The organism is Tardiphaga sp. 215_C5_N2_1 (genome assembly GCF_052076055.1).
Lineage (GTDB): Bacteria > Pseudomonadota > Alphaproteobacteria > Rhizobiales > Xanthobacteraceae > Tardiphaga > Tardiphaga robiniae.
Genome location: NZ_CP197240.1, coordinates 519420 through 544458, shown reverse-complemented (window position 1 = coordinate 544458; position 25039 = coordinate 519420). Strand labels below are relative to the sequence as shown.

Annotated in this window: 18 protein-coding genes and 1 pseudogene; 9 read left to right on the top strand and 10 right to left on the bottom strand. The window is 61.1% G+C overall.

Going from position 1 to position 25039, the window contains the following annotated elements; translation table 11 throughout:
• The first annotated feature begins 181 nt into the window (after window positions 1-181).
• Complete coding sequence (locus AB7828_RS02380) at window positions 182-1153, top strand: Bug family tripartite tricarboxylate transporter substrate binding protein (protein ID WP_441229303.1); 972 nt, start codon at window positions 182-184, stop codon at window positions 1151-1153.
• Between the two features lie 130 nt (window positions 1154-1283).
• Here AB7828_RS02380 and AB7828_RS02375 read toward each other — a convergent pair whose 3' ends face one another.
• The 5 genes from AB7828_RS02375 to AB7828_RS02355 form a co-directional block, all read right to left on the bottom strand.
• Window positions 1284-3551: a TonB-dependent receptor gene (locus tag AB7828_RS02375; protein ID WP_441229302.1), complete on the bottom strand. Its 2268-nt coding sequence runs from the start codon at window positions 3549-3551 to the stop codon at window positions 1284-1286.
• A gap of 277 nt (window positions 3552-3828) precedes the next feature.
• Window positions 3829-4839 (bottom strand): Vgb family protein, encoded by a 1011-nt coding sequence (locus AB7828_RS02370; RefSeq protein WP_441229301.1) that lies wholly within the window; start codon window positions 4837-4839, stop codon window positions 3829-3831.
• A gap of 250 nt (window positions 4840-5089) precedes the next feature.
• The gene (locus AB7828_RS02365) at window positions 5090-8053 is read right to left on the bottom strand and encodes a bifunctional [glutamine synthetase] adenylyltransferase/[glutamine synthetase]-adenylyl-L-tyrosine phosphorylase (protein WP_441229300.1); all 2964 of its coding nucleotides are present in this window, start codon (window positions 8051-8053) and stop codon (window positions 5090-5092) included.
• Entirely contained in the window at window positions 8050-9510 is a 1461-nt protein-coding gene (locus AB7828_RS02360) for a sensor histidine kinase (RefSeq protein ID WP_093758959.1), read from the bottom strand. Before AB7828_RS02360 ends, AB7828_RS02365 begins: the two co-directional genes overlap by 4 nt.
• Before the next feature lie 142 nt (window positions 9511-9652).
• The gene (locus tag AB7828_RS02355) at window positions 9653-11236 is read right to left on the bottom strand and encodes a winged helix-turn-helix domain-containing tetratricopeptide repeat protein (protein WP_231080976.1); all 1584 of its coding nucleotides are present in this window, start codon (window positions 11234-11236) and stop codon (window positions 9653-9655) included.
• Window positions 11237-11484: 248 nt separating this feature from the next.
• Here AB7828_RS02355 and AB7828_RS02350 point away from each other — a divergent pair, with 248 nt between their 5' ends.
• From AB7828_RS02350 to AB7828_RS02335, 4 genes are all read left to right on the top strand, one after another.
• Window positions 11485-12225, top strand: a complete 741-nt coding sequence (locus AB7828_RS02350) for an SDR family oxidoreductase (protein WP_441229299.1) — start codon at window positions 11485-11487, stop codon at window positions 12223-12225.
• A gap of 38 nt (window positions 12226-12263) precedes the next feature.
• On the top strand, window positions 12264-13238 hold the full coding sequence (locus AB7828_RS02345; RefSeq protein ID WP_374725647.1) for an alpha/beta fold hydrolase: 975 nt from the start codon (window positions 12264-12266) through the stop codon (window positions 13236-13238).
• Window positions 13239-13279: 41 nt separating this feature from the next.
• Window positions 13280-13936: an HD domain-containing protein gene (locus tag AB7828_RS02340; protein ID WP_441229298.1), complete on the top strand. Its 657-nt coding sequence runs from the start codon at window positions 13280-13282 to the stop codon at window positions 13934-13936.
• A 304-nt stretch (window positions 13937-14240) separates the two neighbouring features.
• Window positions 14241-15593, top strand: coding sequence for a hypothetical protein (locus AB7828_RS02335; RefSeq protein WP_441229297.1), 1353 nt, complete (start codon window positions 14241-14243; stop codon window positions 15591-15593).
• A 94-nt stretch (window positions 15594-15687) separates the two neighbouring features.
• On the opposite strand, the gene AB7828_RS02330 is transcribed toward AB7828_RS02335, so the two are convergent.
• The 4 genes from AB7828_RS02330 to AB7828_RS02315 form a co-directional block, all read right to left on the bottom strand.
• Window positions 15688-16368, bottom strand: coding sequence for a response regulator transcription factor (locus tag AB7828_RS02330; protein WP_068730718.1), 681 nt, complete (start codon window positions 16366-16368; stop codon window positions 15688-15690).
• Between the two features lie 279 nt (window positions 16369-16647).
• The gene (locus tag AB7828_RS02325) at window positions 16648-18243 is read right to left on the bottom strand and encodes a Do family serine endopeptidase (RefSeq protein ID WP_441229296.1); all 1596 of its coding nucleotides are present in this window, start codon (window positions 18241-18243) and stop codon (window positions 16648-16650) included.
• A gap of 189 nt (window positions 18244-18432) precedes the next feature.
• Complete coding sequence (locus AB7828_RS02320) at window positions 18433-18828, bottom strand: carboxymuconolactone decarboxylase family protein (protein WP_170849698.1); 396 nt, start codon at window positions 18826-18828, stop codon at window positions 18433-18435.
• Between the two features lie 36 nt (window positions 18829-18864).
• Complete coding sequence (locus AB7828_RS02315) at window positions 18865-19833, bottom strand: Bug family tripartite tricarboxylate transporter substrate binding protein (RefSeq protein WP_184515583.1); 969 nt, start codon at window positions 19831-19833, stop codon at window positions 18865-18867.
• A gap of 136 nt (window positions 19834-19969) precedes the next feature.
• Here AB7828_RS02315 and AB7828_RS02310 point away from each other — a divergent pair, with 136 nt between their 5' ends.
• Both AB7828_RS02310 and AB7828_RS02305 read left to right on the top strand, forming a co-directional pair.
• Window positions 19970-20869 (top strand): amidohydrolase family protein, encoded by a 900-nt coding sequence (locus AB7828_RS02310; RefSeq protein WP_441229295.1) that lies wholly within the window; start codon window positions 19970-19972, stop codon window positions 20867-20869.
• A gap of 6 nt (window positions 20870-20875) precedes the next feature.
• Window positions 20876-21562 (top strand): GntR family transcriptional regulator, encoded by a 687-nt coding sequence (locus AB7828_RS02305; RefSeq protein WP_068730513.1) that lies wholly within the window; start codon window positions 20876-20878, stop codon window positions 21560-21562.
• Between the two features lie 44 nt (window positions 21563-21606).
• Here the strand turns inward: AB7828_RS02305 and AB7828_RS02300 are convergent.
• Window positions 21607-22109, bottom strand: a pseudogene (locus AB7828_RS02300) (IS630 family transposase); the annotation flags it as partial.
• A 147-nt stretch (window positions 22110-22256) separates the two neighbouring features.
• Between AB7828_RS02300 and AB7828_RS02295 the strand changes: the two are divergent.
• Together AB7828_RS02295 and AB7828_RS02290 are read left to right on the top strand one after the other, a co-directional pair.
• Window positions 22257-22919 carry a response regulator gene (locus tag AB7828_RS02295; protein WP_441229294.1) on the top strand — a complete coding sequence of 221 codons (663 nt, stop codon included), beginning with the start codon at window positions 22257-22259 and terminating at the stop codon, window positions 22917-22919.
• Window positions 22920-22976: 57 nt separating this feature from the next.
• Entirely contained in the window at window positions 22977-24746 is a 1770-nt protein-coding gene (locus tag AB7828_RS02290; protein ID WP_441229293.1) for a hybrid sensor histidine kinase/response regulator, read from the top strand.
• Window positions 24747-25039: the final 293 nt, after the last annotated feature.

The window sequence follows — 25039 nt, the reverse complement described above, 5'->3', positions numbered from 1 at the left end:
TTTCAAAGCCACCATCTGCGAAGTATTTGCCAACAAGACTGCAGCAGTTGCTGATTGAAGGGAATTCCTGAACTCACGAACCACACTGCTCTTCAGCGCATGGAGGAGCCGTCCAGACAAGAGCGACACGGAGATTGTCGCCTGTTCAATAAACAAAAGCATTCCAGTGGAGGAAACGACGATGAAACTGAGCCATCTCGCCGCGGCGGCATTCTGTCTGACAATGCCGGGCATGGCAGTCGCGCAAGACTATCCATCGAAATCCGTCACGGTGATCGTGCCTTTCACCGCCGGCGGAGCAAGCGATACGACAGCGCGCATGACCACGCAGAAGATGCAGGAAGGCTTCGGGCAGTCCTTCATCATCGAGAACAAACCCGGCGCCAACGGCTCCATCGGCGCGACACAACTCGCTCGCTCAAAGCCGGATGGCTACACACTGATGGTGGGCTCGATCGGGGTCATCGCGATCAATCCGGTGCTTTACAAGGACCCGGGCTATCACCCGCTCCAGAATTTCGATCTGCTCAGTGTCGCTGTGCGCAATCCCAACGTGCTGATCACGCGCCCCGATTTCCCGGCCAATACCGTCCAGGAACTCATCGACTATCTCAAGAAGAATCCGGACAAGGTCACGTTCGCCTCATCGGGCGTGGGCTCGTCCGACCATCTGACGGCGGTGCTGTTCTGGCAGAAGACGGCGACCACCGGTATCCATACGCCGTACAAGGGCGGCTCGCAGGCCCATACGGACCTGATGGGCGGACATGTCGACGTCTCCTTCCAGAATCTCGGCGCAGTCGCCAACTACATCCGAGGTGGCAAGATGAAAATTCTGGCCGTTACCAGTGACACGCGCTCCGATTCATTCCCGCAGACCCCAACGATGAAGGAAGTCGGCGTCGACGATCTCAATATCTATTCGTGGCAGGCCTTCGTCGCGCCCAAGGGTCTTCCGGCCGATGTGAAGACCAAGCTCGAGACATCGATCACCACCGCCCTCACCTCGCCCGATCTCAAGAAGCGGCTGACCGATAGCGGCTTCGAGGTCGTCGCCAATACGAGCGCGGAATTTCAGAGCTTCCTGGAAAAAGAACTCGCCCGCTGGAAGACAGTTGTCGAGATCGGCAAGGTCAAGCCGGAGCAGCAATGACCGCATGGCGAAACGCCGCGCACATTTGAGCAGGTGAATGCGCGCTCACAAAAAGCAAAAGCTGCGGCCGCCATGATGACATCACAGCGGCCGCTCATCAGATAGATCTCACGGCAGACGATCGGCGGTATCAGAAGTTGAACGTCGTCGACACCATATAAGTGCGCGGCGCGCCGAGGATGATGTAACCCTCGTTGGTCGAGGCCTGCCAATAATTGGTATCGAGCAGGTTCTCCACCGAGAAGCGTACGACCACCGGCTTGGCATTCCAGGGCGATGCGAATGTGTAGCGGGCCCCAGCGTCATAGCGGGTCCAGCTCGGGCCATAGACCTTGTTGGCCTGATCCGTCCAGTATGAGCCTGTGTAGATCGCACGGCCTGTCAGCGTGAGTCCGGAAATGAACGGCACATCCCATTCGCCGCCCAGATTGAACTGAGTATCAGGAATATTGAAGGTGCGTTTGCCATCATAGGTGCCGTACTCAGTCCGTTGCTGGCGCGCATCGAGGAACATGATGCCGCCCAGCAAACGAACGCCCTCCGTGACCTCACCGAATGTGTTGATTTCGACTCCGCGATTTCGACTTTCGCCGCCCTGCGTCAAAGTGGAAGGCGTCGTCGAGCGGTCCACCAGCTGAATCGGTCGCACGATATCGAAGGCGCTGACGGTCGTCGTGATGCGTCCCCAATCGACCTTGACGCCCATTTCGTGCTGCTTCGTGCGATAGGGCGGCAACACCTGTCCGCCGTTCGCGTAGATATCGCTGACAATTATGCCCGCCTCCAGCGCCTCGATATAGTTCGCATAGACCGAGACATTCTCCAGCGGCTTGATCACGAGCGCATAGGCAGGCGTCGTCGCCGAAGCGTCGTAACCACCGGTCCTTGCGGCGGTGCGCATATCGAACGATTCCGATTCCACATATTGGTGCCGGGCGCCGACCGTCAGCTGGATACGTCCGTTCCAGACCGACATGGTATCGGCCACACCGAAGCTTGAGAGCTGAAATGTTCCGGTCGTATTGGGTGTACGCACCGGCACATTCGGCACGGGAGATGGACGAGGATTGTACAGGTTTGAGGTGAACGCCGTACCGGTATCGTTGTAGATGCCGGTGTCGGCGTCTGATGCCCCGAAGTTGAAATTAATGGCGTGGTTGATCGGACCGGTATCGACATTGGCGCGCAAGCCGGCCTGCGCGGCGATCCTCTCGTGTTCCTGATTGTTGCGCCTTGGCGAACCACTGAAATTACCGTTGAGGCTGGTGAGCCGGATATCGGAATAGAGATACCGCGTGTTGCTCTTCCCGATGCCCGCCTGCGCATAGGCTGTAAGATTCTCGGTGATATCGACTTCACCCTGAACCAGCGCATAGCGTGATTCCGAATTCCAGAATCCCCACGTTGGCATGTAGTTCGCGCGCGCGTCTGGCGGTGTCGGAACGGCCGGAAGATTACCGAGATCGACGAAACGCGTCATCGCCGTGGCATTGTTGTTCTCATAGCCGATATCGGCGGATAAGCGAACGCGCTCGCCGCGATAGTCCAGACCGAGGAACGCGTTGCCGACTTCCTGATTCTGATTGACGAGTTCGGTGCCGCCGTCCTTGTAGCTGCCGTTAAAGCGAACGCCGAATTCCTTGAACTCACCGAACCTCTGGCCGACATCCAGATGGGTGCCGAATTGCGAGCGCGACGAATAGGTGTTGGTGATCTGCGCGAACGGAACATCGCCTGCACGCTTGGTCACCAGATTGACGTTACCGCCAACGCCGCCGCCGCTCGGCGGCATACCATTGAGCAGCGCCGACGGCCCCTTCAGAACCTCGACACGTTCAATCGCGGCCAGCGACGACGTCGAGAATGCCGACGCAATGCCGTAGAGACCGTTTATGCCATATCCCGTGCTGGAGACGCTGAAGCCGCGAATGTTTATTTGGTCGAAGCCGCTGAGACGCGGCACGGTGACGCGCACCGACGGATCGTTCGCGAATACGTCGTCGAGCTTGCGCGCCTGCTGATCCTGGATCGTCTGCGCCGTGTAGCTCGTCTGGTTGAACGGCGTGTCCATCACGCCGCGATTACCTAGCAGCCCAACCTGGCTACCGGACGCAACTTGCCCGCCGGCATAAGCCGCCGGCAGCGAGCCGATCATGCCAGTCGGGGGCGTCGCGGGTGTGCGGCGCTCCACCGGCCGCGGCGTCGCCCGCGGCGTGACTGCGGCATTTCGGCGCGGCGCGACACGACGGATCGCACGCGGCGTCGGCGCATGCACTTCAACGGCGGGCAGCGCTTGCGAGGTCTGCGCAACAACCGTTACGTCGGCATCAAGCAATAACGCGAATGCGCTCACGGCAGCCAAAAGGGTTTTCTTGTGAAGTGTAGTTCTGCGCGTCATTGAATCAGTCGCCCCAAAAAACTTCGTCGACTTCTGTCGACTAACTCAATGGGGCCTACAGGATGACATGGTGCGGTCACAATGCGGCGCGTCTAGATTCTATCTAATGCTTCACTCCGCTTCATACGCGGAACTCCGTATGCAACTCGCTATCGTGCGCATGCGATTTGACACAGGCGATGAATTCTGCAGGACCTTATTTTACTCTGGAACCCTGCAGATTATCAGATTGGATAGCAACGCGCTCCCACGCTCTCGCGGCGCGCAATCACGATCATCACTGGCGCTTCGCCGTGATGTGAACGTGTCCGACCTGATTGGCCTGAGACGTGAACCAGACCACGCCGTTCGGCCCTTTCGTCATGCCGAAGGGCTGTGCGTTCTCCGTCTTGAGATCGAAGAACGAAACTTCACCTGTCGGCGTGATGCGGCCGATCTTGTGAGATTTGAAAGCGGTGAACCAGACATTGCCATCGGCTCCCGCGGCTATACCAATGGGGCGCGTCTCTGCCGGCAATGGAAATTCCTTGATCTCCCCAGCCATGGAAATTCTGCCGATGTGATCGGAGCCATTCATCGAAAACCAGAGATGACCATCCGGCCCGACCGTAATGTCGCGCGGGCGCGACTTCGGATTGCCGAGCGGAAATTCGGTGATCTTTCCTGTCTTGATGTCGAGTCGTCCGATCTTCCCGGCCCCGCTTTCCGTGAACCACAAATTCTGATCCGGACCTGTGACCACACCATAGGCTTCGGCATTTTCCGTCGGGATTGCGAACTCCGAAAACTCACCGGTCAGCGTCACGCGGCCGATCTTGTTCGCCGCCATTTCCGCAAACCAGATCTGGCCGTCCGGACCGACCGTAATGCCGCGCGGCCATGATCCCGTGTTGAATTTCGTGGGTGTCGTGGCCTGTGAGGGGATCGCAAATGTTCCGTTGAATTCCCCTTTGGTTGAAATCCGGCGAATGGCGTTCTCTTCGCGTGACGTGAACCAAAGATTGCCGTCAGGGCCAGACGTGATCCCCTGAATAACTCCGACGTGATCGCCCGGAACACGAAAGGAACTCATCTCACCGTTCGGCGTAACCCGAAAAATCTGATGCTTGATGACTTCCGTCACCCACAAATTTCCATCCGGCCCGACGACGATCGCCTGCGGGCGCTGCCCCTCTCCGGGAAGTGACTTCTCAATCAGGGAGATTTCATCCGCCTTGGTCCCGTTCGGAGCAAATGCAGCGATCAAGGCAAGAGCAACGGTAGCGGCGCGGAAGCCTAGAACCTGCATGTCGACTCCATTATCGGCGATTTCATTTCAGTGCTGATGCATGACGACATCGCCGATGCTGCGACATTCGGGCGCAGGCAACTGCAACATCTTAAGCCGCATGTCATCGGCAAACGAGATGCGGGCCTACAGGACGTCAGGGTGCGGTCACAATGCGGCGCGTTTAGAATCTATCCAGCCGTTCACGCGAGATCATGCGCAGCCGGTCATACACAACTCGCATGCCCGCCACACGGCGCGGCAGATACGTCTATGTCTGACCTTCGACAACCGCGCGGAACACCTGCCGCACGTCGGCTTGCACATCGCGCACCCGTGCTTGCAACGAAGAGAAGTCCGGCTCGTTGCTCACGCGTGCGAGTATGCGCAACAGATCCGTGCCTGCCGTCTCCGGCTTGAACTTGTCGCTCACACACAGCCGCAGCACCTGCGTGAGGTCGTGATAGAGCCGCACCGCCGGACGCAGCACATCCGCGGCGGCTGGCGACAGAATGCCCAGTCGCGCCGCATTCTCCAGCACCTGCTGCGTGCTGATGCTGAGGATCTCGGGCTTCTCTGCCGCATGTACCAGCTGCAGATATTGCGCGATGAATTCGATATCGACCATGCCACCCGCGGCATGTTTTAGGTCCCAGATATCGTCTTCGCCCTTCTCCTCGGCGATGGCCTGACGCATCTCGGCAACGTCGTTGGCGATGATCGTGGTTTCACGCGGACGCGTCAGCACGTCGCGGATGACCAATTCGATCTTCTCGCGGAACGCGGGCGTCGCCGAAATCACCCGCGCGCGCGTCAGCGCCATGTGCTCCCAGGTCCAGGCCTCGGTCTCCTGATATTCAGCGAAGGAATCGATGCGCGACGCCAGCGGTCCTGCCCGGCCCGACGGGCGAAGCCGCATATCGACCTCGTAGAGCACGCCATAATTAGTGCGCGTGGTGAAGGCGCTGATCAGGCGCTGCGTCAGCCGCGCGAAATATTGCGCACCGTGCAGCGGGCGCGGTCCATCTGAGTCCGGCGCGTCATGATCGAAGTCGTAAATCAAAATCAGATCGAGATCGGATGCCGCCGTCATCTCGCGGCTGCCGAGCTTGCCCATGGCTACGATTGCGGTCTGCTGATCCTTGATGCGACCGTGCTGGGTCACGAACTGATCGAGCACCAGTCCATGCAGCGTATGCGCGATGCCTTCGGCGACGTCGGCGAATGCGATCCCGGCCTGCTGCGCCGACACCGTGCCCGAGAGAATGCGCGTGCCGATCAGGAACAGGCTTTCCTGCCCGAACAGCCTGAGACGATCCAGAAACTCTTCATAGGAATTGGCGTCTTCGAGGGTCGCCGCCAGCCGCGTCGACAATTCGCGCTGGTCCGGCATGGCGCCGAAGAAGCGCGGATCGATGAGCCCATCCATGATCTGCGGCTGCCGCGCAAGCATGTCACCCAGACGCGGCGCCGCGCCGAGCACGAGCGCCACCAGCGCGACGAGATCGCGGTTCTGGCTGAGCAGCGAGATCAGCCGGCCGCCGCGCTGCAACGCCTGCAGGAAGCGATCGAACGCAACGACCGCAAGGTCGGGCTCTTCGGCATCGGCCAGCCCGACGATCAGCGAAGGCACGAATTCCATGAACGCCTGCCGCGTGCCCTCATATTTGAGCGCGCGATAATCATCCGTCATCCAGTGCTGCACCGTCTCCGCCACCATGGCCGGCTTGCGGAAACCGAGCTTGGTGAAATGTTCGAGCAGCCGCTGATCCGTTGCCCCCGCTTTATAGTCGACAGCCGGTAGATGGACGTTATCGGTGGGATCGCCCTCGAACAGGCGGCCATAATGCCCCTGCACGCAATTGAGATGCCCGAGCAGATCGCGGGCAAATGCCTCGCGGTTGTCATAACCGAAGAAGCGCGCAAAGCGCTCCATGGCGCCGACGTCATCGGGCAGCGAGTGAGTCTGTTCGTCGGCCACCATCTGCAGCCGATGCTCGACACGGCGCAGGAATTCATAGGCGAGCGTCAGTTCGTCGCGCGCCTCAAAGGTGATCCAGTTGCTGGCAGCGAGAATATTCAACGCCTCCAGCGTCGGCCGCACGCGCAATTCCGGATGGCGCCCGCCGGCAATCAACTGCTGGGTCTGGGCGAAGAACTCGATCTCGCGGATGCCGCCGCGCCCGACCTTGACATTGTGGCCCTCGACGGAGATTTCATTCTGCCCGCGAAACGTCTGCATCTGCCGTTTCATGTCATGAACATCGGCCAGTGCGGCGAAATCCAGATGCTTGCGCCAGACGAAAGGCGCGATCTCGGCCAGCAGCGCCTCACCGGCCTTGAAGTCACCGGCGCAAGGCAACGCCTTGATCATCGCCGCGCGCTCCCATGTGCGCCCTTCGCGCTCATAGTAATGCAGCGCTGATGCCGTCGAGACCGCTACCGGCGTCGAGGCGGGATCGGGTCGCAGCCGCAGATCGACGCGGAACACATAGCCGTCGCCGGTGCGCTGCTGCAGCAGCCGCGACACGCCCTGTGCGATGCGCACGAAGAATGAATTCGGCTCGATATCCTCGGCCAGCGTATGCGCTTCGAGATCGAAGAAAACGATTAGGTCTATGTCGCTGGAATAGTTCAGTTCGCCGGCGCCCATCTTGCCCATCGCCAGCACAATCAGGCCGCTGCCCTGCTCCGGATTCTCGGGATCCGGCGGCAGGATGCGCTTGCGTGCCATGTCCTGGCGCAGCAGATAACGCACCGTCGTCTGGACGGAGGACACAGCGAGATCGGTCAGCGCCCGCGTGACGCGCATCACCGGCCAGACGCCGCCGATATCGCACAGCGCAATCAACAAGGCTGCTTCGGATTTCATGCGTCGCAGCAGATGCATGACATCGGGATCGCCGCCGGCGGCAGCGACATTCGCCGAGGTCTCGGCGATCAGAGTGGTGAGCAGGCGCTCGGGGTCGCAATGCAGCAGACGCAAGGCACGCCCGGCATCGGCGCGGATCAGATCGAACAGATAGGGCGACGCCTCGGCAATGCCGAGCAGGATCGCCCTGGCATGCGGAAATTGGTCGGTGATCGCGCGAAATGCGGCAGCATCGTCCGGCGCGATATCGGCGAGCCATTCGCCGAAGCGCTGCTCGGCATCGGCGGGGGCGAACAACTGCGGTCCGCTGACGAATTGCGCGGCCAGCGGGAGCTGGCCCTCGCCTGTTGCGGCTGAGGTCATGCCGACTTCTGTGGCACATTCCCCGTTTGACCCGCAAGGCCTTCGGCTGCCACTGCGGGCAGCGCCAGCGTGACCCGCAACCCTGGATGATTGTCGCCCAGCTGCAATTCACCGCCGTGCAGCGTGGCCACCGCAGATGCAAGACTGAGACCGAGGCCGGAACCGGGCAATGTGCGGCTCGCTTCCAGCCGCACGAAGCGCTCCACCGCATGTTTCCGATCGGCTTCGGGAATGCCTGGACCATGATCGGACACGCTGAGCAGCACCTGATCGCCCTCGCGCCGCGCCTCGATCACGATGTCCTTGGCGGCCGCAGCGCCTGCGCTATCGGCATTCTCGTCCGTGATCGCAGGTTTGCCATATTTGATGGCGTTTTCGACGAGGTTGGCGAGCGCCTGGCTGATCAGTTCGCGATTGCCACGCAGCGGCGCAGCCGCGGTCTTGACGGTCAGCGTGAGGTCGCTGTCTTCAGCCAGCGGTTCATAGAGCTCGTGGATGCCCTCGGCCACTTCAGCAGCGTCGAAATTGTCCATATTGCCGCGCGCTTGCCCTGATTCAGCACGTGCGATCATCAGCAGCGCATTGAAGGTCCGGATCAGGCCATCGGATTCCTCGATGGTGCGTTCCAGCGCGGCACGATATTCGGCCTCGTTGCTGGATCGCGCCAGCGCCTCCTCGGCCCGATTGCGCAGCCGCGTGAGCGGCGTCTTGAGGTCATGGGCGATATTGTCCGAGACTTCCTTCAGTCCTGTCATCAGCGCTTCAATGCGTTCCAACATGGCATTGAGATTTTCCGCGAGACGGTCGAGCTCGTCGCCGCTGCGTCCGACCGGCAGACGGCCGGAGAGATCGCCCGCCATGATACGCTGGGTGGTGCCGGTCATGGCGTCGATCCGCCGCAGCACGCGGCTGGCGACGAAGATGCCGCCGCCGAGTCCAAGGACAACGACGATCAACACCGACCACTTCGCGGCATCGCCGACGATGTCGAACAAGCGCCGGCGTTCCTCGAGATCATGGCCGATCAGCAGCCGGAAGCCGCTGCTCAATTGCGTCACCTTCACCAGTGCGCGATGGTTGGACGAGTCGGGATCGTCGAGCCGGCGATAGGCGGTCTCGGACCAGCCCGTGGTCGCCATCACGCCGGGCGCCAGTGAGGACACGTTGCCGGCGATGGATTGACCCGCCGGTGTCGTGATCAGATAGAGGTTGGCGCCAGGACGCAGCGCCCGGTTCTCGATGGCGCCAACGATTCCCCGCAAGCCGCGCCGCCCGAACAGATCGCTCAGCTCGGTCATTTCGTCATCGACCGTGGTCGTGATCTGATCGTTGATCAGCCGGTGTGTATTCCAGGCGAAATAGCCGAGCAGCGATGCTGCAAACAGCGCGAACAGCAGCAGATAGGCCAACGTCAACCGGAAGGCCGTCGTGCGAAACAGTTTACCGATAGCCGTCACGGGTCACGCTCGGGACGTGCGGAAATGGAAGGTTCTGGAAGTCATCCCCTGTTCTAGCAGGCGCAAGCTGTAACAAACAGGGCGTGAATATGAGATGTTCGTAATGTCGCCGTGCTGTGGGAATTTTATCTTTCAGCCAGGTTCACTCCGGAAGGCCCGCTTTTCGCAGGCCCTCCGATGCAAGTGCGAAGTCCTGCGGTCGCCGCACCAGCAGCCAGTCGTCAATATTGCTGAGCCGTAGTGTGGGATCGAGCCGGCGCACATGGCCCATCGCCTCACGCGCCTCTTCCATTCGCCCCCCCAGAGCATGCGCAGCCGCCTGGAATGCAGCGACACGGAGAATGTTCGGCACCTCGCGCGACGCCTCCCGCAAGCAATCGAGCGCGGTATCAAAGCGTCGCGAATAGAGATGCGACATCGCGATTCCCGTATGCATCTGGAATGTCTCGGGATCGAGTGGACTGAGCCGCATGGCGCGTGAAAAATAGGCGATGGCCTCGTCGTGCTCGCCAAGCGAAACGCGTTGATAGCCCCCGAGATACCAGATCGTCGAGAGATTGGGATTGAGCACCAGCGCACGATCGACATAGGCGACGCAGGCATGCAGGTCGCCGCCGAAATGCGGCCAGGCATGGCCGCCGCGTGTCAGCGCTACCGCGTCGTTCTTCCCGAGGGTGACGGCGCGCTCGGCAAGCCGCGCCGCTTCGCGCCCGTCAGCCACACGATCGGAAAGCCAGCGATTCATCTTGCGCCAGTAGAAGCATCCCGCAGCCATCCCATAGGCCGCAGCGAAGTCGGGATCGAGCTCGATGGCTTTGTAGAAATTCGCCAATGCTGCATCGATTCCATCGCGCGTCGACACATGAAAATTCGCCAGTCCGCGCAGGTAGTAATCGTAGGCGTCGAGGCTTTCAGTCGGTTTCCGCTTGGCGCGTTCGATCTCGGCAAATTCAAGCTGCGGCGCGATGGCGCCCACGACGCTTTCCGTGACCTGGTCCTGCAGATCGAAGATGTCATCGACGACACTCTCGAAGCGCTCGCCCCACAGATGCATGCCCGTGGTGGTATCGACGAGCTGTCCGGTGATGCGCACGCGATTCGCCACACGGCGCACGCTGCCTTCCAGTACATAGCGCACGCCAAGTTCGCGCCCGACCTCGCGGACGTCCACGGCACGGCCTTTAAACGTGAAACTGGAATTGCGGGCGATGACGAACAGCCAGCGAAGCCGCGACAGTGCGAGGATGATGTCCTCGACCATGCCATCGACGAAATAGTCCTGCTGCGGATCGCCGCTCAGATTGAGGAACGGCAATACTGCGATCGACGGCCGATCGGGCAACGTCAGCGCGGCGTTCGGATTCGCCGTCGATGTGGCGTGATCGGCAACCGCCGCGTCAGACTGCGCCGGCATTGCCGTCTCGGTCACATCGCCGACGAAACGAAAGCCCTTGCGCGCCACCGTCTTCAGCAGCCGCTGTTCGTCGCCGCTATCGCCCAGCGCCTTGCGTACCGCATTGATGTGACTGGCCAGCGTCGATTCGGACACGATCCGTCCCGCCCACACGGCATCGAGAAGGGCATCCTTGCTGACGACGTGGTCGCGGTTCTTCACCAGATGCAGCAGCAGGTCGAACGCCTGCGGCGTGATAGCCACCTTGTCGCTGCCATGCGACAACTCTCTGCGGTCGGGATCGAGGACATAGCCTGCGAACAGATACGGCACTCGGCGCTCCATGACTGCCTGCGTTTTCGGCCGGCGGCAATGAACCGTCAAGACCTTCAGGAGGCAACAGAACCGACCCCACAACTGGCCTGTCGCGCGCCATCGGCGGTGACGTGCCAGCCGGCCCTTTCTGAACGAACATCCAAGCGAAACTCAAGAGAAAACGAAGATTGCGGCAAAGTCTTCCCGTGCGCCGCGGCGCATGGTCCGCCCACACGATCGTCACCGTGTGAAAGGGAGAAAATATCATGAAAATCGTCGTCATCGGAGGTAGCGGCCTCATCGGTACGCAGGTCGTGAGCGGCTTGAGGAAGCTGGGCCACAAGGTCCTCGCCGCCTCGCCGTCGACGGGCGTCAACACGCTGACGCGGGAAGGACTGGCCGAGGCCATGTCCGGGACAAACGTCGTCATCGACGTGGCGAATTCACCATCATTCGAGGACGGGCCGGTGATGGAATTCTTCCAGACATCCACCCGCAACCTGCTCGCGGCGGAAAAGGCCGCAGACGTCCAGCATCATCTGGCCCTGTCTGTGGTCGGGACCGAGCGCCTTCAAGCCAGCGGCTATTTCCGTGCCAAGCTGGCCCAGGAGGATCTCATCAAGGCGTCTGGAATGCCCTACACGATCCTGCGGGCGACGCAGTTCTTCGAATTCATCCCCGCCATCGTGCAAGGCGGCGTGGACGGCGACGTGATTCGCCTGGCGCCGGCCCTGATCCAGCCCATCGCATCTGCGGACGTGGCAGCCGCCATGGTGGACCTGGCCCTGGGCACCCCGGTGAACGGCGTAGTCGAGGTGGCCGGGCCCGAACCGCTCCCGCTCGACGCACTCGGGCGCAAATATCTGACGGCAAAGCGGGACCCACGCCAGGTCATCGCCGACATCCACGTGGGTTATTTCGGCACGCCGATCAATGATCGCTCCCTGACGCCCGATGCCGGCGCGCGCATCGGAGCGATCCATCTCGACGACTGGCTCAAGGGCTGATCGACGCAAGCTGCCTCTCCGCCAACCAAGGACCGACCATGACCGACGACGTTCCGCGCTCGACACCCTCCCGCCGCGATCTGCTCACAGCTGCCGCCGTCACCGCGATCACTGCCGGCTTGCCCTCGATCGCCGAGGGCAAGGCCGGCGACAAGCCAACCAAACCTCACGCTCACAAAGGACATCGTACCATGAGCACTATCACCACAAAGGACGGCACCGAAATCTATTACAAGGACTGGGGCAAGGGCCCGGTCGTTACCTTCTCCCATGGCTGGCCGCTCAACGCGGACGCGTGGGACGGCCAGATGCTGTTTCTCGCCCAGCATGGCTACCGTGTCATCGCCCATGACCGCCGCGGTCATGGCCGCTCCAGCCAGGCCTCGAACAACAATGACATGAACGGCTATGCCGACGATCTCGCCGCAGTCATCGAGACGCTCGATCTGAAGGACGCGACGCTGGTCGGCCATTCCACGGGCGGCGGCGAAGTCGCACGCTACATCGGCCGCCACGGCACCAAGCGCGTGAAGAAGGCGGTGCTGATCGCGGCGGTGCCACCGATCATGCTGAAGACACCAGCCAATCCGGAAGGTTTGCCGATCGAGGTGTTCGACGGCATCCGAGCCGGTGTGGCCGGAGACCGGTCGCAATACTACAAGGATCTGGCGATCGCCTTCTACGGCGCCAACCGGCCCGGCGCGAAAGTCTCCCAAGGTACGCTGGATCAGTTCTGGCTGTGGAGCATGCAGGCCGGCGCGAAGAATGCCTATGAGAGCGTGAAGGCATTCTCGGAGACGGATTTCACGGAAGACCTGAAGAAGTTCGACATCCCCACCCTCGTCCTGCATGGCGAGGACGATCAGATCGTGCCCGTGAAGGATTCCGCAGTGAAATCAGCCAAGCTGATCAAGGGTGCCAAGGATGTCTATTATCCCGGCGCACCGCACGGCATCACGGCGACCCATGCAGATCAGGTCAATGCCGAGCTGCTGAAATTCCTGAAGAGCTAGCACAAGCAACCTTCACGGTCCGGTAGAGCGAGGCGACGAACATGCAACAGATCAATGACAGGCAACTGGCGGGAGTGACCGTCCCCGATACGGCCATCATCGCCAGCGCGATCGACCACGCCCGGAACAGTTGCGAACCGTACCTGTTCAACCATGTCGTCAGGTCATGGTTGTTTGCGGTGCGGCTCGCTCAACTGCAGAACATCGAGCACGACGGCGAGGTTCTCGCCGTCGCAGCACTGCTGCATGACATCACGCTCAATGAACGCTTCGCCGGACCGCGTCGCTTCGAAGTGGAAGGCGCCGACCTCGCGCGTCTCTTTGCACGGGAGCATGGCTTCGACCGAAGCCGTGCACAGTTGATCTGGGATAGCGTTGCGCTCAATTCCACGCCGTCGATTGGGCTGTTCAAGGAAGCGGAAGTCGCGCTCTGCACCGCCGGCATCTGCTTCGATGTCGTCGGCTTGCAGTATGAGCTTATTCCACCGAGCGACGTTGCGTCAATTGTCGCGGAATTTCCACGTTTGGGAATGAAGCAGAAAATGACTCGCTGCTTCTGCCATATCGCCCGGACCCAACCCGGCACCACTTACGACAACTTCATTCGCGATTTCGGCGAACGTTTCGTGGCGGGCTACAAGGCAAGCTCCGTCGTCGAACTGGTGATCAACGCGCCGTTCGACGAAGAACAGCCATAGATGCGCGACGGGGCCGCCGCTGTATCTTCATTAGAATCAGGTTCCGGGAGAATGTCACGATTGTCGTAAGGCAACCTCGCCCGCTGCCATAGCCGGCGACCTGATGGAGCGCGAAAGTGTGGGAATCACGGATAAACCTGCCTAATCTCCTCAGTCGTGGGTGAGGATAAAGCTCCATGGGTCTTGCCAGATCCGCTCGGAGGCCGACGACAACCAGAATGACATCGGCAACTCGGCCGATTGATGCTACCAAATACCGCCATCGGGCAGTAGATGAAGTAGCTTGGGGGAGGAACTGAGGTTGATGCAGAAGCTTGCTCGACGGTTGGATAGCCGGCGGCTTTCTGTTTCCTTGATCGTGATCGGATGCGTTCTTCTAGGCTTCCTGCTCCGCTTCCTCGCTCGGGAGCATGCCACCACTGACGCCGTTCGATACCTGATCCCCTGGTACATATTCGCGCGCGACCGCGGTATCGACGGGCTTAGCGAGGCCTTCACCAACTACACGCCGTTCTACAGTTACCTGTTGTTGATCACGGCGCAATTCGATGGGCTGGGCCAGCCCCTCACTCTGGTGAAGGCGATCTCGTTCGTATTCGAGTTCGGCTGCGCGATCGTGGTAGCTCTGATCGTGTGGTCGGCGAATAAGGCGCCATCGCGCGCGTGCGTTGCCTTTTGCTGTGTCTGGCTTGCGCCGACAGTGATCTTCAACGGCGCGGTGTGGGGCCAGGCCGACTCGATCTGGACATTCTTCACGCTCGTTTCGATAGCGGCATTCATGCAGCATCGGAACGGCATTTTGCCATTCGCGGTCGCAGTCGCGGTGAAGGCCCAAGGCGTATTCCTGGGGCCGTTCGTCCTTGGCATGATGTTGCGTGACAAGATTCACTGGGCATGGCTCGCCGCCGTTCCCGTGGTCTATGCAGCCCTCGCCGTTCCTGTGGTTGTCGCCGGCAGACCCATCGCCTCGGTGTTCAGCATCTACATGGAGCAGGCTGAGACGTTCCACCGCCTCACCATGAACGCCGCGAATATCTGGGTGTTCGCAGGGAGTCTTCCCTACCAGATGGGTGTCGCCATCGGGCTCGCATTGGCGGCGCTCGGCGGGCTGGCTCTGGCAGCCTTGCTCGCGCGGTCCAAGCGAGAAGGCCCAGAGTTCATTTTGCTTGTCGCATGCGCATCTCTGATGATCATGCCCTACCTGCTTCCGAAGATGCACGATCGTTACTTCTTTGCATTCGAAGTCGCGTCCATCGGGCTCGCCTGTCTCAATGCGCGTTACCTGCCGTTCCCGGTGATCGCTCAAATCTCCGGCGTGCTGTCCTATCTCGGATTCGAACGCGAGATCGTGATGGGTCTGCTCCCCGCGGCGCTGTGCAACACATTGCTGGCCATATACCTGGTGCTCGACCTCTCGCGCGATGAGAGCGGCTTCCGCTTTCCGAAACTTGCATGGCTCGGCTACGCCGCATCGACTGCAGGACTGTTCGCTTACCTGCTGCTGGCAGATGCAGGGGAGAACATGTCTCTCACCTACCTGCTCTTCACGGGGCTCGTCGTGGCCACGGCGCTGATGGTCATTAAAGGCTCGCGCTGCGCGTCGGTTCCCGAACGGTCAGTCGCCGGGGCAGCCCCCGCGCACCCGCCCATCAATTGAGATCAATCACTTTCGCAGTCCGGGACGATTGACGCGATGATGATCGGCAACGACCGCGTAAAGCGTCAATCTTCTGACTGAACCTAGATTTGACTCACTTCATGCCGTCGCGAACCATATACCCTGCGCCGCGAATGGTGTGCAGTAGCGGACGCTCAAAACCTTTGTCGATCTTCGAGCGCAGGCGCGAGATATGGACATCGATCACGTTGGTTTGCGGATCGAAATGATAATCCCAGACGTTTTCCAGCAGCATGGTGCGGGTGACCACCTGCCCGGCATGTTTCATGAGATATTCGAGCAGCCGGAATTCGCGGGGCTGCAGGATCAGTTCCTGGCCACCGCGCGTCACGCCATGGGACAGCCGGTCGAGTTCGAGATCACCGACGCGATAGGTCGTTTCTTCGGCGGGACCGCCCTGGCGGCGCGACAGCACTTCGACGCGCGCGAGCAGCTCAGCGAATGAATAAGGCTTCGGCAGATAATCGTCGCCGCCGGCGCGCAGGCCCTTGATGCGGTCGTCGACCTGGCCCAGCGCCGACAGGATCAGCGCCGGCGTCCGGTTACCCTTGTCGCGCAGGCCGCCGATAACGGAGAGTCCATCGCGCTTCGGCAACATGCGATCGACCACCAGCACGTCGTAATCGCCGGAATCGGCGAGCGCGAAACCTTCCTCGCCATCGCTGGCGTGATCGGCCACATGGCCGACCTCACGGAAAGCCTTGACCAGATAGTCGGCGGATTCGCGGTCGTCTTCGATGATGAGCAGACGCATCTGGGGATCGGATTCGCTGTGGATCTTGTGAGTCTCGGTCACCATGGCGCGCACCGGGCTTTCATGCAAGGCGGCGGAATGCCCGCCGGTTATCCTTCGGGGCAGAAAGAAGAATAGGCGGTGAAGCTGGGGGAAACTTCACCGCCCATTGGCCTTTCAACGGAGGGGGGCGTTTTCCATCGAAAGGAAGCAGCGGGAGCGAGTTTGTGGCTCGCCCCCTGGAAAGAGCCGTCAGCGGGGGCGACTATGCCGGCGACACTCTCCGTTCATGTGCGGTGATCAGCTCTTCGCGAGGGGAACGGCCACGAACTTCGAGGAGCCGTTCGAGCGAACCCTGATCAGCACGCTGTTCTTGTTGTCGTTGTGCGCGGCGACAATCGCCTCGCGCACATCGCCGGGATTGGTCACGCTCTTGCCGGCGACTTCGAGAATGACGTCGCCTTCCTTGAAGCCACGCTCGGCAGCGGCACTCTTCGGATCGACGCCGGTCACGACCACGCCGTCCTTGCCGGCACCGGCGACACTGCTCGCGGGCGAGACCGTGAGGCCAAGCCGCGGCACGTCGCTGCCGCGCGATGACGATCCCTTGTCACCGCTATCGACATCGGCCTTCGCCTCTACCGTGTTCGGCAACTGGCCGAGGGTCATGGACAGAACCTTGTCCTCCCCCTTGTGCAGCACGTTGATCTTCACCGTGTTGCCCGGCGCGAAGCCGCCAATGGTGCGGGCGAGTTCGCGTGCATCCTTGACCGGCGTGCCATTCACCGCGGTGATGACGTCACCCGACTTGATGCCAGCCTTGGCTGCCGGACCATCGGCCTGGGGCTCGGCGACCAGCGCACCTTCCGCCTTCTTCAGGCCGAGACTGTCGGCGATATCCTGGGTCACCGGCTGAATCTGCACGCCGATCCAGCCACGCGAGACCGAACCCTTGTCCTTGAGCTGCGCCACCACCGTCTTCACGGTCGAGGCCGGGATCGAGAACGCGATACCGACGCTGCCGCCCGAGGGCGAATAGATCGCGGTGTTGACGCCCATCACTTCGCCCGACGTATCGAAAGCCGGACCACCCGAATTGCCCTTGTTCACGGGCGCATCGATCTGGATGAAATCGTCATACGGACCGCTGCCGATGTCACGGCCCGAGGCCGAGACGATGCCGGCGGTCACGGTGCCGCCGAGTCCGAACGGGTTGCCGACTGCCAGCACCCAGTCACCGATACGCGGCTTGCCGTCGGCGAGCTTGGCGAACGGGAAGTCGGTGCGGCCCTCGACCTTGATCAGCGCCAGATCGGTACGCGGATCGGTGCCGATCACCTTGGCCGAATAGGTCTTGCCGTCGTCGGTCGAGACCTCGACCTTGTCGGCGCCATCGACCACGTGATTGTTGGTTACGGCGAAACCGTCAGCCGAGATGAAGAAGCCCGAGCCCTGACCGCTCACGACGCCACGGCCGCCGCCGCGCGGACCACCGCGCATGCCCGGGGGCACGCCGTCCTGGCCGAAGCGCTTGAAGAAGCGCTCCATCGGGGAGCCCGGCTGGAACGGCGAGTCGCCGTTGTTGTCGTCATCCTTCGATGCGACCTTTTCCTTCATGTTGACCTTGACCGAGATCACCGACGGCTTCACGCGCTCGACGATATCGGCGAAGCCGACCGGCTGCGCGGCCTGCGACTTGACCTGCTTGTCGACCTGCGCATGCGCAGTGGTGGTGAAGATGTCGACCGGACCGTTGGAGGGCGACAGGCCATAAGCGGCAACACCAAGGCCCGCAACCACCGACGCCATCAGCGCGAATTTACGCGCAGAGAACAGCGAGCGGCGGGGTGCCTTGTAGGACGGCAATTCGGAAAAATCGGTGGGGCGGTCGGACATCGAGAAAATCTCCAGAGCAACGGCGCGGGGGGCAAGGCGCCTTGTGTGATCTGAAGATGGAGGTTTCCACCTTACCGCGGGCTGGCAGGGGAATTAAGGTTTGGTAATCTGGGAGATGCAGGTGTGGCGGGGTGACGCAGGGAAAACCGCGCCTGAATCACCCCGATATCGGCAGATGCAACGGCGGTATCAGCCGCCGGTCTTTTGAGCCGTCTCCGGGAACAGACCGGCCAGGATTTCGCCGGCCATGTTGAAGGCTGCAACGCCGCGGAACAGCGCAGCGATTCCGGCGCTTGCGTGCAGTTCCTCAAGCGTGGCGCCGGCCTTGATCGCAGCCTTTGCGTGATTGGCAGCAGCTTCGGACGTCTGGACCAGCAGGATCGCGAACGACATCAATTGCACGGTCTTCTGATCCAGTGCCGTCGGCGTCAGCGCCGCAATCCGCCAGTCCTCCAGCGCCGTGACCAGAGCGGGATCGACGCGCATGCCCAGTTCCAGTCGCTTCGCGATCTTCGGCGGCGTGAACCCAATCATCCCCTCGTAGCGGGATTTCAATTCGTCGAGCTCAGCAATTTTCTTCGTCATATGGTTCCCGTTTTCAAATCGATTACGTCCGAAGTCCTACTCGACCTTGGCGCCCGCTGTCTTGACCACTTGCCCCCACTTATCAGACTCCGTACGCAGAAACGCCGCGAACGCGTCGCCTGACAATGTGCCGGGCTCGGCGCCGACATCGGCGAGACGCTTCACCATATCGGGGTCCTTCAGCACCTTGGCCACGCCGTCGATCAGCACCTTCGTCACGTCCGGCGGCATCTTGGCCGGCGCGACGAGGCCAAACCATGACGACGCCTCGAAATTCGCGACACCCGCCTCCGCCATGGTCGGCAGCTCCGGGAACAGAGGCGAACGTGCTGCGCCGGCCACGGCAATCGCGCGGATCGTGCCGCCCTGAACCTGCGGACGAATGGCGGGCATGTTGTCGAACATCATCGGGATCTGACCGGCGATCAGGTCATTCATCGCCGGCGCCGCGCCGCGATACGGCACATGGACGATATCGATGCCGGCGCGCGCCTTCAGCAGCTCGCCGGCCAGATGATTGGTTGATCCCAGGCCGGACGAGCCGAAATTGAGTTTGCCCGGCGATGCCTTGGCGAGCGCGATCAGCTCCGCCACCGTCGTCGCCTTCACGCCCGGATTGACCGCCAGCACGATCGGAACCGACGCGATCAACGCTACCGGCGTGAAATCCTGCGCGGGATTGAAGGGGAGTTGCGCGTAGAGCGACTGATTGACCGCGAGCGGTCCGGGCGCCGTCAGCAGCAACGTATAGCCATCGGCGGGCGAGCGCACGACGGCATCCGCGCCAATGTTTCCGCCGCCGCCGGCACGGTTGTCGATCACCACCGGCTGTCCCCAGAGCTCCTGCAGCTTGGTGCCAAGCAAGCGGGCAACGACGTCGTTCGATCCGCCAGCGGGAAACGGCACCACGATCTTGATGCCGCGTTCGGGAAACCCTGCATGGGCAACCTGGCCGACCAGCGAAACCATGACCAGAGCCACCAGTGCAGAAACCACGTGCCGCATGCGAACCTCCAAATAATCGATTTTTCTTGCTTCGTCGATTTTATGTTGGCACTACTTAAGGCTGTCGTCAAATCGGCTGATTGCCACCGTTTATTTTCAGCGAACAAAGATCGCTTATTTGAAGGGAGTTGCCACGATGAGTGCGCATACGCCTGGCGCCCCACCGAAGCCCTGCCCCGGCCCCGATCGCCATCCGAAGCGGCCGGCATTCGTGATGCCGCGTGGTGCCTGCGATACCCATGTCCACGTCTTCGGCCCGCAGGTCGAATTTCCGTTCAGCGAACAGCGCAGCTACACGCCCGAAGACTGCACCTATGACGACCTGATGCAGCTCCACGAAACGCTCGGGATCGACCGCGCCGTCATCGTGCATGGCGGCGCTCATGGCACCGACAATAGTGCGACCCTCGCGGCCCTCGACCTCAATCCGCGACGGCTGCGCGGGGTGGCCGTGATCCCGTCGGGCCTGCCGCAACAGGAGCTCGAAGACATGCACCTCCGCGGCATGCGCGGCTGCCGGATGTCCACCGTCGTCAGCGGCGGCGCATCCTTTGCGCATCTAGCGGGTCTCGCGAACGAGACCTTCGATTTCGGCTGGCATCTCGTGCTGCATTTCAACAGAGCGAGCGAACTGGTCGATGTCGCGCCGCAACTGATGCAGGTCCGCAGTCCATTCGTGCTGGATCACCTCGCCCGGATCAGCGCTGCAGAAGGCGTCGACTCCGAACCGTTCCGAACCTTGCTGCGATTGCTCGACACCGACCGCTGCTGGATCAAGCTCGCCAGCCTGTACCGTCTCTCTGCAGAGCCCTATCCGCATCGCGACATGCTGCCGATGATCGCGCGCGTGGTCGAAGCACGTCCCGACCGTATCCTCTGGGGCAGCAACTGGCCACATCCGATCTGCCCGGTCGCGATGCCGAACGATGGCGACCTCGTCGATCTCATCCCGCTCTGGCTGCCGGATCCCAAAGCGCAGCAAATGGCACTGGTGGATAATCCGGCTTCGCTCTACGGTTTCGAGAGCATCGGATAAGCCATCATGAGCACCGCACGCACCACCACGGCCGGCGCGATCCCGACCACATTGTCCACCACGCTGGTCGCCCGTTTGCGGGACTCCATCATGCGCGGCGACCTACTGCCGGGCAGCAAACTCAATCTTGATCGCCTGCGCACCGCCTTCGGCGTCAGCCTCAGCCCGCTCCGCGAAGCGCTGTGTCGTCTGGAGAATGACGGACTCGTCGCGCTGATCGATCAGCGCGGCTATCGCGTCACGCCGGTCTCGGCGAGCAATCTCGCCGAGATCATCCGGCTACGCGTCGAGCTCGAAGGCCTCGCCGTCAAGGAAGCCATCGAACACGGCGATGTCGCCTGGGAAGGACGCGTGCTCGGCTCGCTGCATCAGCTCAGCCGCTGCAAGCGCGGCTCACGCTCGGCCGCTGAACAGGAAGCCTGGGAGATTGCGCATCGCGCCTTCCATGCCGAACTGATCTCGGCATGCCAGATGCCGCTGTTGCGGCAGTTCTGCGCGACGCTGCACGACCAGAGCGATCGCTATCGCCGCATCTTCCTGAAGAAACATCAGCCGGATCGCGATGTGCCTGCAGAACACACTGCCATGGCCCATGCGATGATCGAGCGCCGCACCCGCGATGCAACACGGATCCTGCGGGAGCATATCGAACGCACGGGTCGGAATATCCAGGCGGTGTTGCCCGCCGAATAGACGCCGGCCGCGGCAACAGCTGCACTAGTGGATTGACGCTTCTCCCGTTTGATAGCGACGAGGACGAGTTTGGGATTGGCCGTCCAGACAAAGGGCTTTGGATCGGCGTTGGTTTCGGTAACGAAGCGATCGATGGCGGCTTTGAGATCATCCACGGATCGGAACACGCCGCGTTTGAGGCGGCGTCTCGCAAGCTTTGCGAAGAAGCCTTCGACAGCGTTGAGCCATGATGCCGAGGTTGGTGTGAAGCGGAACGTCCAGCGGGATGCCGGGCCAACCATTCTTGCACCTTGGGATGTTTGCGGTTGGCGTAGTTGTCGATGATGGCGTGGATCGCCTTCGTGCCGGCACCTGGCCCTCGATGGTGTTGAGGAAGCGGATGAACTCCTGGTGCCGGTGGGGCTGCATATTGCGGCCGATAATGGTGCCGTCGAGGATATTCAGCGCCGCACACAGAGTGGTCGTGCCGTTTGTAGTCGTGGATCATCGTCCCGACGCGGCCCTTCTTCGTCGGCAAGCCGGGTTGGGTGCGGTCGAGCGCCTGGATTCAATGAGTCCTGAGCCTCAGCGACCATATGTAAAAATACGGCAACTCGCGTATTTTGTATTAAGATCATCAGGCAAATGAATACATGGATTCCAATCTTTGATTGGATCTGACTTATATCCTAGCGCCGTTGTAGCGGGGCGATGCATGAGCGGACTGCTGAGGACGATCATTGCTGACGATCATGCCTTCATTCGGGAAGGCCTGAAACAGCTTCTGTCGACCGTGGACAGGCTTACGGTCAGTGGAGAAGCGGCGGACGGTGAAGCCGTTCACCGGCTGCTGAACGAAAGCTCCGCCGATCTTCTCATACTCGATCTCGGCATGCCGGGTGTGAACGGGTTTCAATTCATAGCTAACCTGAGAACCGAATGGCCGGAGCTGCGAGTTCTTGTCGTGACCGCCAATGTTGAGCCACGTTCCATTCGGGCAGCGTTTTCTGCAGGCGCGAATGGCTATTTGACCAAGAGCGGCGATCCATCCGAACTCATCGCTGCAGTCGATGCCATCAGAAAAGGCAACGCCTATGTGGCGGAGGAGGTTCGTTTTGCGGTGGACCAGCATGACGGCCCGAACGACTCCCCGGAGCCCACGGCTGCGATCATATCTCCGGTCACGCTTACACGGCGCGAGCGGCAAATCCTGGGGATGATCCCTCACGGTGCCACCAGCCGCGACATCGCCAATCGGCTCGGCATTAGCCCGCTGACCGCCCGGAAACATCGCGAGAATCTGATGCGGAAGCTTGATCTGCACAGCGGTGCTGAATTGACAGCCTACGCAATTCGTCTCGGCCTTCCAGCGGGCTAGCGCAACGGCAACTCGCGAACGAAGCCGCCGCACCTACCGGCGCGCGAAGAGGTTTCGATGCAAGAAGACAAGATACGCGAGGCGCTCGTCGAGCTTTTGTATCGCAATTCCTACGGAGTGGTGGTCGCCAACATCCTCATCTCCCTGGCGGCAGCATACGTACTGAGGAGCGTCGTATCGGCGAGCTGGTTGATCGGATGGCTCGGCGCGTTGTATCTGCTCACTGCCATACGCGTTCTGGCGGCGCGCCGGTTCTTCAACCGAGATAGAGAGCCGACGTCCGCGTTGCGATGGGCCTGGCTCGCGGCTGCGTTTTCCTGCGTGTCAGGCCTGCTGTGGGGAATGCTCGGCTGGGTTGGGTTCCTTCCCGAGGCGCCCATTCCTTTTTCATTCACGGTCATCGTTTTGACCGGTCTGATCTGCGGCACCGTCCCGTCGCTCTCGGCCTTTCCGCCTGCTCTCGTCGGTTCGATCGTCGCAACGGTGCTGCCAATCACGGTACGCTCTATTACCAATGGAGGTGATATCTCCGGCGCATATCTCTCCCTGCTTGCGGGGCTTGTGGCCATCAATCTTTATTACTGCCGCACGACGTACCACATGCTGCGTGAGACCATCAGGTTGCGCCTGGAAAATGTCGAACTGGTGAGCCACCTGCAGGAAGAACGCGACCGCGCGCAAGCAGCCGATCGTGCGAAAACGCGTTTCCTTGCGGCCGCCAGTCATGACCTGCGCCAGCCGATCCATGCCTTGAGTCTACTGATCGCCACGCTCGCGGCGCTGGGTCACCGAGGCGCTGTTGCATCCGGCGATGCTCGCGATCTGGCCGGCAAGGCAAAATCCATTGTCGGCAATCTCAGCGCCCTCCTGAATGGACTGCTCGACATCTCCCGGCTCGATGCCGGCGTCGTCACTGTTGCGAAGGAGACGGTGAATTTGTCCCAACTTTTCAATCAACTCGGCAACGAATTCGCGCCCGTGGCGAAGGATCGCGGCCTTGATTGGCGTGTTGTTGAAAGCCGTCTGCTGGTGGACAGCGATCCCATGATGCTGAAACGGATTTTGGACAATCTGCTGTCGAACGCTTTTCGATACACGAGATCCGGCGGCGTTCTGCTCGGCTGCCGTAGGCGCGGCGCTTCGGTGGAAATCCAGATATGGGATACCGGCCCCGGCATCCCCGCAGATCAGCAAGCAATGGTGTTCGAGGAATTCGTACAATTGCAGAACCCGGCGAGGGATCGCGCGCTTGGCCTCGGCCTTGGCCTCGCCATCGTTCGCCGCACCGCCGTGCTGCTGCAACACCCGCTAAAGCTGGTCTCCGTCACCGGGCGCGGCTCGATGTTTTCCGTTACGGTTCCGATAGCCAGTGCGGTGGAAACTCCCTTGCCCGACAACAAGGCATCACCAGCCGGCATCGCCGTCGGCATCATGGTCGTGGAAGACGAGAGGGATGTTCTCGATATCATGGTCCAGTTGCTCACACTGCAGGGGCATCGCGTCTATGCCGGCCGATCTGCCGCCGAGGTGCAACAGATTCATGCAGAGGCGATCGAGGCCGGCAAGGCACCGGTCGATCTGATCATTGCCGACTACCGCCTCGGAGATGGAGCTACGGGCCTGGACGTAATCGAGGCTCTTTGCGCCCATTTCGGCCGCTCGGTCCCTGCCGTTATCGTGACCGGCGATACCTCGCCGTCGCGGATCAAGGAAGCCATCGCCAGCGGTCATCGTATTCTGCACAAGCCGATCACCGGCGAGGAATTGCACGAAGCGATCGTTACAGCCTGTGTTGACGGCAAGGAATCAATCGATAGCGGTCGCTAAAGGCATATGTAGCTGCCCCGGATTGGCGATCACCCGGCCACGGTTGAGATCGCGTCTCCGCGCTGATCTCCCACGGCGCCACCGTCTGCAGCGGCGCAAAGCCTTTCGACACCAGAGCGTTTTCCAGCGAAGTGGACCCGGTTCGCGTCAAGAAAACGTGTCAGAATAACGAATCTAGAGCCCCGTTTCGATTCTATCGAAACGGAAAAGGCTCTGGCCTCCTTACCGACGACGAAATACGGCATCTGCCGTATCGCTTGCGACTGAACACAACGATATCTTTCGTGCCGACT